Annotated in this window: 9 protein-coding genes; 6 read left to right on the top strand and 3 right to left on the bottom strand. The window is 71.6% G+C overall.

The features are described 5' to 3' along the window. Positions 1-95: 95 nt before the first annotated feature. Together HEP85_RS09265 and HEP85_RS09270 are read right to left on the bottom strand one after the other, a co-directional pair. A complete protein-coding gene (locus tag HEP85_RS09265; protein WP_168527355.1) occupies positions 96-887 on the bottom strand; it encodes an anti-sigma factor in 792 nt (263 codons plus the stop codon). 208 nt (positions 888-1,095) lie between these two features. Then, a complete protein-coding gene (locus tag HEP85_RS09270; protein ID WP_168527356.1) occupies positions 1,096-1,638 on the bottom strand; it encodes a sigma-70 family RNA polymerase sigma factor in 543 nt (180 codons plus the stop codon). 242 nt (positions 1,639-1,880) lie between these two features. Here HEP85_RS09270 and HEP85_RS09275 point away from each other — a divergent pair, with 242 nt between their 5' ends. The 4 genes from HEP85_RS09275 to HEP85_RS09290 all read left to right on the top strand — a co-directional run bounded on the left by HEP85_RS09275 (position 1,881) and on the right by HEP85_RS09290 (position 8,820). Then, positions 1,881-3,401, top strand: a complete 1,521-nt coding sequence (locus HEP85_RS09275) for a DUF4331 domain-containing protein (protein WP_168527357.1) — start codon at positions 1,881-1,883, stop codon at positions 3,399-3,401. A gap of 113 nt (positions 3,402-3,514) precedes the next feature. Beyond that, entirely contained in the window at positions 3,515-5,305 is a 1,791-nt protein-coding gene (locus tag HEP85_RS09280) for a tetratricopeptide repeat protein (protein WP_329525974.1), read from the top strand. Then, entirely contained in the window at positions 5,302-7,110 is a 1,809-nt protein-coding gene (locus HEP85_RS09285) for a sulfite exporter TauE/SafE family protein (RefSeq protein ID WP_369657660.1), read from the top strand. The genes HEP85_RS09280 and HEP85_RS09285 overlap by 4 nt, the downstream gene beginning before the upstream one ends. Positions 7,111-7,167: 57 nt before the next feature. Continuing rightward, positions 7,168-8,820, top strand: a complete 1,653-nt coding sequence (locus HEP85_RS09290; RefSeq protein WP_168527360.1) for a serine/threonine-protein kinase — start codon at positions 7,168-7,170, stop codon at positions 8,818-8,820. 6 nt (positions 8,821-8,826) lie between these two features. On the opposite strand, the gene HEP85_RS09295 is transcribed toward HEP85_RS09290, so the two are convergent. Next, positions 8,827-9,633 carry an SGNH/GDSL hydrolase family protein gene (locus HEP85_RS09295; RefSeq protein WP_211117881.1) on the bottom strand — a complete coding sequence of 269 codons (807 nt, stop codon included), beginning with the start codon at positions 9,631-9,633 and terminating at the stop codon, positions 8,827-8,829. A 423-nt stretch (positions 9,634-10,056) separates the two neighbouring features. On the opposite strand from HEP85_RS09295, the gene HEP85_RS09300 reads away from it, so the two are divergent. Beyond that, complete coding sequence (locus HEP85_RS09300; RefSeq protein ID WP_248001876.1) at positions 10,057-10,401, top strand: hypothetical protein; 345 nt, start codon at positions 10,057-10,059, stop codon at positions 10,399-10,401. A gap of 1 nt (position 10,402) precedes the next feature. Further along, on the top strand, positions 10,403-11,497 hold the full coding sequence (locus HEP85_RS09305) for a GNAT family N-acetyltransferase (RefSeq protein WP_168527362.1): 1,095 nt from the start codon (positions 10,403-10,405) through the stop codon (positions 11,495-11,497). The last annotated feature ends 212 nt before the right edge of the window (positions 11,498-11,709 follow it).

Below are 11,709 nucleotides of genomic sequence, written 5' to 3' on the forward strand. Positions count from 1 at the left end.
GTCCACCCGGCCCGGGCAGGCTAACCCTATCGCTCCCTCATGGCACTCGTGTATCGCGGTCACAGGATTCACCTTCCCCGTAAGGGTGTTGACGACTACTCTCCGAATCCGACCGATTTCAGGGTGAGTTGGACAACCGGCGCGGTTGTGGGCTGCACCGAGCCGCCGTGCGGCTCGACGGTCACAGCGAGTGACGTCGCCCGCGTGTTCAGTCCGGTGGCCATCAAGGGCGTGTCGCCCTCGAAGAGCCCGAGGGAGCGCGGTCGCGCATGGGGGCGCATCAGCCACAGTTGGTGCACGCGCGCCCCTGACGGAGTGCCGAGTCCGCTCAGTGTCACGACGGCGCGCCCTTCCGACGCGGAGGCGACGACACCGATCCCCCGGCCCTGCGCGTCCCGTTGACCGGACGCCCGGGCGTCGGGCGCGGCCAGAACGTGGGCGATCTCACGCGCCTGGGCCCGCTCCTGGTCCAGCTTGTCCTGGGTCTGCGTCGCCTGTACGGCGAACAGGGAAGCGACGACGAGAGCCGCGGCGGCGGTCGCGGTGGCGAACGGGGCGAGCAGTGGACGGAAGCGCGGGGCCCGCGCACGCGAGGGTCCGTGCGCCGCCCGCGGGCGCGGTGCGCCACCGGGCGACGCCGCTTCCTGCGGGGTCGTACGCACAGCGGTCAGAACCCGTTCGCGCAGCGCGGCCGGGGCCGGAGCCGCGGTGGACCAGGCGAGCCGCACCGCGTCCTCGCCCAGCGCCCGCACCTCGGCCTCGCACCGTGCGCAGCCACGCAGATGCCGCTCGAAGCGGTGCCGCTCGTCGGGCTCCAGCGCGTCGAGGGCGTAGGGCGCCGCGAGCGAGTGCGGATCGCGACGCAGCAGACGGTCGAGGACGCTCATGCGACGCCTCCCAGAAGATGCCGGGCGCTGCTGGGCAGGTCCAGAACGCGGGTACGGAGGAGGTGAGTACCGGTGGGGAGATGCCGGAAGGGGTGGCGGGGACGGGAGGAGAGCGGTCGGGAGCGGCCGGCGCGGCCACGGGGGTGCGCGCCACCGGCGATGCGGTGCCGGGTCGCGTCGTCGTGGCTCCGGGCGAGCCGGGCCCCGCTCACGCGGCACCCCCCAGGCAGTTGCGCAGCCGCGTCAGACCGTCACGCATGCGCGTCTTGACCGTCCCGAGCGGCAGGGAGAGTCGTTCGGCGACCTCACGATAGGTGTAGCCGTCGTAGTAGGCGAGGGTGACGGACTGGCGCTGGAGGGCGGTGAGCCGGTCCAGACAGCGTCGTACCCATTCCCGTTCGAGCCCGGCCTCCACCTCCTCGGCGACCTGGTCGAAAGCGGGGTGGTGGGCCCGCTGTCCCTCGCGCTGCTCGCGTTCGGTGGCCGCGCGGGCGCTGCGGACCCGGTCGACGGCCCGCCGGTGCGCGAGGGTGAGGATCCAGGACAGCGCGCTGCCCCGGCCGGGGTCGAACCGGGCGGCGGAGCGCCAGAGTTCGAGCAGCACCTCCTGCGACACCTCCTCCGACTGTGCGGCGTCCCGCACCACCCTGCGTACGAGTCCGAACACGGGTCCGGACACGATGCCGTACAGCTCCTCGAATGCCTTCTGGTCGCCTCCGGCCACGAGCACCAGAAGTTCGTCCGCCTCCACTCGTTCCCCCCTCTCCGGGCGCGCACGGCCCGTTCCTTCACCTACGTGTTCGCAGCGAGCGGTCCTTCGGATGGGTTACGGATCAGCGGACCGAAAAAGCGGGTCGGCCGCGAAAAGAAGCGAGCCCTCCGCTGAGACGAGTGGCGAAACCCGCCGTAAGAACGTTTGGGATTCGACCAATCCACCGCGGCGACCGCTCCGAATGGCGTGCGTCAGGCAATTGGGATCTGAGGACGGACGGCATGACACCTATCTCCAGGAGTGGCGTGGGACGCAGGAGTCTCGTGACTCTCATCTGTGGTGCGCTGGCCGCCGGTGGGCTCGCGGCCGCCGGCGTGACCGTGCTGGAACCGGGGGCGGCCTCCGCCTCCAGCCACCGGGAGGCCCCGCTGATCTCGGGGACGCCCCAGTACGACAACACCGACGTGTACGCCTTCGTGAGTCCGGACAAGCCGGACACGACGACGCTCATCGCGAACTTCATCCCCTTCGAGGAACCGGCCGGCGGACCGAACTTCTACACGTTCGCCGACGACGCCCAGTACGACATCCACATCGACAACAACGGTGACGCACAGGGCGAGTTGATCTACCGGTACACCTTCAAGACGCACCGGAAGAACGGCGACACCTTCCTCTACAACACGGGTCCGGTCAGCAGCCTGGACGACCCCGACCTGAACATCACGCAGACGTACGACATCGATCTGCTGCGGCTGCACAACCAGAAGCTGGTCTCCAAGACCAAGGTCGCGGACGACATCCCGGTCGCGCCGTCGAACGTCGGCAAGGCGTCGATGCCCGACTACACCAAACTGCGCAACCAGGCGGTGTACAAGCTCGCCGGCGACTCGACCACGTTCGCCGGCCAGGCGGACGACCCGTTCTTCCTGGATCTGCGGGTCTTCGACCTGCTGTACGGCGGCAACCTGTCCGAGGTCGGGCGGGACACCCTCAAGGGCTACAACGTCAACTCGATAGCCCTGCAGGTGCCCAACGACATGATCCGGGAGTCCGCCGGGCAGCCCATCGTGGGCATCTGGTCCACGGTCCAGCGCGCGGACGCCCGCGGCGACTGGACGCAGGTCTCGCGGCTGGGCAGCCCGCTGGTCAACGAGGTCGTCAACCCCCAGAAGGACAAGGACAAGTTCAACGCGTCCGCGCCGTGGGGCGACGCCCAGTTCCTGAAGAACGTGACCAACCCCGAGCTGCCCAAGCTCATCGAGGGGATCTACAAGATCAAGGCACCGGCCGAGCCGCGCAACGACCTGGTCGACGTGTTCCTGAAGGGCGTGAAGGGCCTCAACCAGCCCCCTCACGTGCGTCCTTCGGAGGAGCTGCGCCTCAACACCTCCATCAAGCCGAGCATGCATCCCAAGCGGCTCGGGGTGCTCGACGGTGACAACGCGGGCTTCCCGAACGGGCGTCGGCTCTCCGACGACGTGATCGACGCGTCGCTGCGGGTCGTCGAGGGCGAACTCCTCGGCCAGAAGACCGGCCTGACCGACGCGGTCGACAAGAATGACAAGAAGTTCGAGAAGTCCTTCCCGTACCTGGCCGAGCCGACCTCGGGTTCGCGCGGTGCGCTGGCGAAGGGCACCGGCAACAACGTCCGCAACCAGCTGGGGGACGCGCTCCAGTCGGGTTCGGGCGGCACGGACACCATGCTGATCGCGGGTTCCGCGGCGGCGGGCGTGGCCGGCGTCCTGCTGATCGGCGCCGGCGTGATGTGGTGGCGCCGGCGCATGTACCGGGCCTACTGACCGGCCCGGTCCACCGACTGGCGCGGCCCGTACCCCCACCCCCCCCACGGCGCGGGCCGCTCCCTCCCCCCACCTACAAAACGATCGTTCCCCCAGGACTTTGAGGAGTGGGCATGTCCCCGCGTACGAACGAGAGCGCGCCGGACGGCGACCACGGCGAGCGGTCGGTCGCCACGCCGGAGCCCGATCCGGCTCCGCCGATCCGCGCGGCGACGGACTCGCCCGGTCGGTCCGCGGCGCGGGCGCGGGTCGCGGCCGCCGGCCGGACGACATCCGCGCACGCTCCCTCCACGTCCGAGGACACGACCGTCGCCGCCGCCGAGGGGACGGTGGTCGACCGGGAGAACGAGAAGAACAGCACGGAGAACGACAAGGACGCAGCCGGCGACGAGCGCACGGACGCCGCGGACGGCGGCGGGCCGGGCACGGTGAGCGGCGAGGCCGGCGCGGGTCACGAACGGGCGGACGCTGGTGGCGGACAAACCGGCGTGAGTGACGAACCGGCGGTCGTGGGTGACGAACGGGGCGGCGCGGGCGATGAACGCGTCGACGCCGTCCGGCGGGTGTCCGCCTCGGCGCGCCGCTGGCGGACCGTGCAACTCGTCGCCTGCGCGGCGTCGTTGGCCGTCGCGCTCACCGCGGGGGCCGTGGTGGTCGGGGCCGTCAGGAGCGGCTCGGGCGCCACGGTCGCCGCCGCGCCGAGCGGCGTCTCCCCGCAGCTCCTCGCCAGTGGCGACCTGGACACGAGCATCACCGCGCTGCAGGCCCATCTCCGGGCCCAGCCCAAGGACTTCGGCGGCTGGGCGACGCTGGGACTGGCGTACGTGGAGCAGGCCCGCACCAAGGGCGACCCCTCCCGCTACCCCCAGGCGCAGCAGGCGCTGGACCGCTCCCTGAAGCTGCGCCCCGGCAATGAGCCGGCGCTCGCGGGACGGGCCGCCCTCGCCGCGGCACGCCACGACTTCACCGGCGCCCTGACCTACGCGGACACGGTGCTCAAGGAGAACCCGTACAGCGAGCGCGCCCTCTCCTCCCGTATCGACGCGCTCGTCGAGCTCGGCCGCTACACGGAGGCGTCGAAGGCCGCCGACCTGGCCGACGCGCGCCGCCCGGGGGTCCCCGTCTTCACGCGGTACGCCTATGTGCACGAGCTGCGCGGCGACGTGAGGACCGCCCGCCGAGTCCTCGAACAGGCACTCGGCACAGCGACCAGCCGGGGCGACATCTCGTACGTGGCCAGTGCGCTCGGCCAACTCGCCTGGAACCAGGGCGAGTACACGGACGCCCTCACGTACTACGCGCGGGCACTGGCCGCCGACGACACCTACCTCCCGGCGCTGGAGGGCCGCGCCCGCGCCCAGGCCGCCCGGGGCGACGAAGCGGCGGCGATCAAGGGCATGGAACAGGTGGTGGAGCGCTATCCGCTGCCCCAGCCCCTGGTGGAACTCGGTGAGTTGTACGAGGCACGGGGCAATCCGGGCGACGTGAGGAAGGCCCACGACCAGTACGCGCTGGTGGACGCGTGGATCGCGCTCGCCCACTCCTACGGCGTCGACGCCGACCTCGACACCGCCCTCGCCGCCGCCGACCACGGCGACCGCGGGGCGGCGCTGAAGGCGGCCCGTGACGAATGGGCCCGCCGCCACACCGTGCACACGGCGGACGCGCTCGCCTGGGCCCTGCATGTCAACGGCCGTGACGCGGAGGCCCTTCCGTACGCCCGCAGGGCCACGGCCACCGGCTACCGCAACGCGTCCTTCCTCTACCACCGCGGCATGATCGAGCGCGCGACCGGTCATGGGAAGGAGGCCCGCGCCTCGCTGAAGGCGGCCCTCGGCCTGAACGCGGGCTTCTCCCCCCTGGGCGCCCGCGCGGCCCGCAAGGCACTGGAGGACGACAAGTGACGCCGCGTCGACTGTTCGCCTCGTGCGCGGCCGTGCTCACCGCCGCCTGCGCCCTCGTTCTGGTGCCCGGCGGGGCCGCGAGCGCGCATCCGCTGGGCAACTTCACCGTGAACCGCTACGACGGACTCGTCGCCGCCCCCGGGCAGCTGCGCGTCGACCACGTCGAGGACCTCGCCGAGATCCCGGCCACCCAGGCGAAGCCCGACATCGAGAAGCTCGGTATGGCGGACTGGGCCCGGCAGCGCTGCGAGACGGCGGCGCACGGCAGCAGGGCCAGTGTCGACGGGCGGACGGTCCCGCTCACCGTCGCCGCGAGCCGGGCGAGGCCGCGGCCGGGCCAGGCCGGACTCGACACCCTGCGTGTCGAGTGCCGGCTGACGGCCGCGCTCCCCGAGGCGGCCACGGTGTCGCTGGGTTTCCGCGGCGCCGGGACCGACCGGGGACCGGGCTGGCGCGAGATCACCGCGCGCGGCGACCGGATGACGCTCACCGCGTCGGACGTACCGAGGAAGTCGGTGTCCCGGGAGCTGACCAGCTACCCCAAGGCGCTGCTCTCCTCCCCCGCCGACACCTCGACCGCCTCCCTGCGGATCCGCCCCGGCGGCCCCGCTCTGGCCGAGGAGGGACCGGCCGCGCCCGGTGCCTCCGTCCTCCCGCGCGGCGCCGACCGCTGGACCCGGGCCCTGGACAACCTGGTCGCCCGGCACGACCTCACCCTCGGCTTCGCCTCGCTGGCGCTGCTCGTCTCGGTCGGTCTGGGCGCGATGCACGCGCTCGCGCCGGGCCACGGCAAGACCTTGATGGCCGCGACGGCCGCGGCCCGGGGCGGCCGGGCGGGCCTGCGCGACGTGCTGCCGCTGGCCGCCTCGGTCACGGTCACCCACACCCTGGGTGTCGTCGCCCTCGGCCTCCTGGTGACGGCCGGCTCCGCCGCCGCGCCCTCCGTGATCGCGTGGCTGGGTATCGCGAGCGGCGTCCTGGTGACGTGTGCCGGTGTCACGCTCGTACGGCGCGCATGGCGCAACAGGGCACCTGGACACGGCCTCCCGCCGGGGCTCCGCCGAGGCCGCGCACACGGCCACGACCATGGCGGCGACCACCACCACGACCACGGCCATGAGCACGATCACGGCCTCGCCCACGAGCACGGCCACGCCCACGAGCATCCCCACAGCCCCACGCACGATCACGCCGACCACCCCCACGAGCACGCCGAGCGGCACGAGCGCCCGCTGGTCCTCGCGCACGCCCACGCGTCCGCCGTCGCGACGGTCCAGGACGGCGCGCACCACCCCCACAGTGCGCCGCGCGAGCACCCGCACCACCCCGATCAGCACCATCACGACAGTCACGAGGGTCACGACAGTCACGACCACGGTCACGACCACCCGCACGGCCGCGCCGTCCCCCCGGCCCTCGAACACACCCACGGCGGCTTCACCCACACCCACGCCGTGGCCCCGACGATCCGGGGCACGATCCTGCTCGGCTTCGCCGGCGGGCTCGTGCCCAGTCCGTCCGCCGTCGTCGTCCTGGTCGGCGCCGCGGCCCTGGGGCAGGCGTGGTTCGGCCTGCTCCTCGTGCTCGCGTACGGCGTAGGGCTGGCCCTGACACTGACCGCGGCCGGGTTCGCCGTCGTCAAGCTCGGCAGTGGCGTCAACCGGGCGCTGGCGAGGCGCCCGCGGTGGGCCGCGGGACCGGCCGCGGCTCTGATCCGCAGGACCGCGCCGCTGGGTTCGGCGTTCGTCGTCGTGGCCCTGGGAGCCGGATTGCTGTTCAAGGGGGCGGCATCCGCACTCGGTTGAGCTACTTTTGTGGAGAAATCACGCGGATGCGCGACGGATACGAATGGGGGGACACCCGTGTCCGAAGAGCCGGTCGGTGAACGTCTGATCGCGAACCGCTATCGCCTCCTCTCTCCTCTGGGCCAGGGCGGTATGGGGACCGTGTGGCGCGCCCGGGACGAGGTGCTGCACCGCGAGGTCGCGGTCAAGGAGGTCCGCGCGCCCGCCGGGCTCATGGGCCCCGAGGTCGAGCGGATGTACGCGCGCCTGGAGCGTGAGGCCTGGGCCGCGGCCCGGGTGCCGAACCGCAACGTGGTCACGGTGTACGACGTGGCGACGCAGGACGGTCGCCCCTGGATCGTCATGGAACTCGTCCGCGGGATCTCCCTCTCCGACCTCCTGGACGCCGAGGGGCCGCTCTCCCCGCAGCGCGCCGCGCACATCGGGGCCGAAGTGCTCTCCGCGCTGCGGGCCGCGCACGAGGCGGGGGTTCTGCACCGCGACGTGAAGCCGGCGAACGTCCTGTTGTCGAACGACGACCGGGTGGTCCTCACGGACTTCGGTATCGCGACGGTCGAGGGCAGTTCGGCGCTGACCATGACGGGCGAGGTCATCGGCTCGCCCGAGTTCCTCGCCCCGGAGCGGGCGCTCGGCCGTACGCCGGGGCCGGAGTCGGACCTGTGGTCGCTCGGGGTGCTGCTGTACGCGGCGGTCGAGGGCAACTCGCCCTTCCGGTACAACACCCCCCTGAACACGCTGCGCGCCATCGTCGACGAGCCGCTGCCACCGCCCCGCCGGGCGGGACCGCTGACCCCTGTGATCGAGGGGCTGCTGAGGAAGGACCCGGCCGAACGGACGAGCGCCGCGCGGGCGGAGAGCGATCTGCGGATCATCGGCGCGGGCGGCTCCCCGGCCGCGGGACCCTCGTCCGCGAGCCTGCGGACGCCGACGGTCTCCGCCTTCCCGCAGCCCGCGCAGGGTCCGCCGCGCTCGGACCACGACACGCCGTATCCGCAGGGTCCGACACAGGGCTATCCGTCGTTCCCGCCCGCGAGCGACACCCCGGCCTCGACGGAGCCCGTCCGCAACCGCCGGGCGGCCGCCGCCGTGATCGCGGGGGTGGCCGCACTCGCCCTCGCCCTGGGCGGACTGACGTACGCCCTGATGAACCACGACGGCGGCGGGGACGGCACCACCAGCTCCAGCGGCAAGGGCACCGGTGGCAGCACCGACAAGGGGGCGGGCGGCGGCAGTTCACCATCGGGAAGCAGCGCGAGCGGTGACCCGGCGTCCGGTGGCGCCTCCCCGGCCACCACCTCGCCCCGCGGGGACCGGACGAGTACGCCGCCCGCGCAGTCGGTGCGGGTGACGGTGGTGGGCGCGCACACCGACTACTCCGGTGCCTGTCCGCCGCCGCAGGCCCAGGCACCCGTCTTCACCGCGACGTTCACGGTGGGCCGGGTGCCGGCGCGGGTCGAGTACCGCTGGGTGACGGAGAGCGGCCAGGTTTCCGACCCGGGCTGGAAGACCCTGTCGTTCTCGGCGGGTGACGACAGGACCGCGCGGAGGTCGGTCGTCGTCACGGCGTACGACACGAGCGGGACGTACCGGAACGCGATCGGGGTGGAGGTCCGCAGCCCGGTGCACACCACGTCCGACTCGGTGCCGTTCTCGGTCACGTGCGTGACGGAGACCCCGTCGGACGGGGCCTCCGCTTCCGCCTCGCCGTAGGGACCGTCAGGCCACGCCGGTGAAGACCGGCAGATAGCCGCCGGAGTGGCCGGCCGCGGTCGGGTGGTACGACTCGGTGATGTTCAGCAGGTTGAGACTGTGCAGCCAGGCACTGCCGGAGCAGAGCTCGTGGCCGGTGAAGGTGGTCCGGACGTCGCCGAAGGTGAAGCCGTGGTCGGCGGCGCGCTTGGCGATGGCACTGTCCAGGTAGTCGGCGGCGCCGTTGATCGCGGCGCGCTTGGTGTCGGAGAGGCCGAGGCAGGTCGCGCCCAGCTTGTAGAACCGGGGGTACCCGAGCACCACCACGTGGGCGGCGGGTGCTCTGGCGCTGATCGCGGAGTAGACGGAGTCGAGTTGACCGGGGAGCGTCGAGTCGACGTACGCCTTGGCGGTGGCGATCCGGGACAGACAGCCGCTGTCGGAATTGAGTACGCAGGTGGTCATGACGTCGGCGAAGCCGGCGTCGTTGCCGCCGATACTGATCGAGACGAGGCCGGTGGAGGAGTTGAGCGGGCCGAGCTGGCCTGCGAGGACATCACCCGTACGAGCGCCCGAACAGGCCGTGAAGGCGAACGACGAAGGTGAATGAGCGGCGGCCCAGAGGTAGGGGTACGACTTCGTGCTGCGCAGACAGTCGCCGCTGGAGCTGATGTAGCTGTCGGCGCCGACCCCCGAGGAGTAGGAGTCACCGAGGGCCACATAACCGGTGGCGGCCGCGGTGGGGGACGCCTGCGCCGCCGCTGCCCCGGTAAGGGCACCGCCGACGGCGAGGAGGAGTGAGGCCACGTATGCCGTAATTCGGGAACGTCTCATGGAACCTCCCTTTAGCAGGATCTCTGCCACAACTTTGGTAGCAGCTACGCGTGTTGACAGGAAGTGTCCATGCCAAAGAATTCCGCAACAGTCGGAACCGTCGCACCGCGCTCACCGGCGGCATCGTGGTTGCATGTTCATGTCCGCAACCAACTCGGGGGCCACCGGGCGCAGTCCGTCCGGACCGGGCGGCGGCTTCGCGAATCGCCCGCGGAACAAGGCCGTCGCAGGTTTGAAGTCGCCCAAGAAGCCCGTGTCAGTGCCCACCGCATCTTGACGGCCGCCAGCCGCCTGCGCGACATTGAAGCCCGGCATCCGGCGCTTCGGGGGGCAAAGTCGCCAATGCAGACCATAGGCATCAAGTCACCTTCACCAGACAGTGACGAGCGGTCGGGACAGGATCCGGGAAAGGACCTGGTCCCCTTGCTCGCGGGCGTGGCGGTGGCCGTCGCGGGAGTCGGCGCGGTGCTCGCGCTCGCCGACGTGGACTCCTCGCTGCGCGGCCCGTTCACGCTGTTCTTCCTGCTCGCCGCGCCAGGAGCCGCCGTCTCGGCCGCGCTGCGCGGGCTGGATCCCTTCGCCCGCACGGTGGTGTCCGTCGCGGGAGCGATCGCCGTCGATCTCCTCGTCGCCCAGGGCATGCTGGCGGTGCACCGCTGGTCGGTCCCCGGCGGGATCGTGGCCGTGACCGCGATCAGCTCGCTCGTTCTCCTGCTGGTACTGGTACGGCGGCTGCGCGGCCGTACCACGAGAAGACGGACCTCCTGAAGTGGACATACGCGTGTACCGCCCCGGCGAGCTGAGCACCGCCGACCGGGCGGCCTGGACGGCTTTGCAGTCGAAGGCCCATCTGAACGGCTCGCCGGAGCTGGCGAATCCGTTCCTGTCCCCCGAGTTCACTCTCGCGGTGGGACGCTGCCGACGAGGCGTGCGGATCGCGGTGGTCCGCGAGGACGGCGAGCCCACGGCGTTCTTCCCGTTCCAGAGATCCACCACCGGTGTGGGACGGGCCGTCGGCCTCGGCGTCTCCGACTGCCAGGGACTGGTGCACCGCCCGGGGTTCGCCTGGGACGCCCAGGACCTGCTGCGGGAGTGCGGGCTCGCCGTATGGGAGTTCGACCATCTGGTGGAGGGCCAGCCGCCGTTCGAGGCGGGCGCCTCCGGCACCTTCCCGTCACCGGTCATGGACGTCGACCAGGGCTATGAAACGTATCTGCGCCAACTGCGCGCCCAGTCGCCGAAGTTCACCCGCACCACACTCGCCAAGGAGCGCAGGCTCGGCCGGGACGCCGGCGAGGTGCGCTACGTCCACGACGAGCGCGACCCCGCGGCCCTGCGCACCCTGATGGACTGGAAGTCCGCGCAGTACCGCAGGACCGGGCGCAGCGACCGCTTCGCGCACGCCTGGATCAACCATCTGGTGCTGCAGCTCTTCCACACCCGCTCCGAGTCGTTCGCGGGCATCCTGTCCGTGCTGTACGCCGACGGGAAACCGGTCGCCGCGCACTTCGGCCTGCGTACCGAGCGGGTCCTCGCCTGCTGGTTCCCGGCCTACGATCCGGCGTTCGCGAAGTATTCGCCGGGGCTGATCATGCATTTGCGGATGGCCGAGGCGGCGGCGGCCGACGGAATTGCCTATCTGGATCTAGGGCGGGGCCAGAAGGAATACAAGGACTCCCTGAAGACGCGGGAACTCTCCGTGTCCGAGGGGTGGGTGACCCGGCGTCATCCGGTCGCGGTCGGACACAGGGCGCGGCGCGCTCCGGTCCGGGCGCTGCGCAACATGGTGCTGTCGCGGCCGGAGCTCTTCGAGCCCGCCGACAGGATTCTCAAGCGGATGGGGAAAATCCGTTCGAGTCGTTAGGTAACGGCCAAACCAACAAAAACGTGGGAGCACGTTCCAGGCCTTGCCATAGAGACACAATCGTCAATATCGTCATACATCTCACCCGCATCGGACCGTCATGCGTATGCGATCTAGGGGAGGGCTCAAGATCGCGAAGAGGGTCGGACGCGGGGCGCGGTAGGGGGGTGCCGTGCTCGGTGACCACACTTGTACCGAGCCGTGCCGCGCGG

Origin of the sequence: Streptomyces sp. RPA4-2 (genome assembly GCF_012273515.2) — a bacterium.
Lineage (GTDB): Bacteria > Actinomycetota > Actinomycetes > Streptomycetales > Streptomycetaceae > Streptomyces > Streptomyces kaempferi.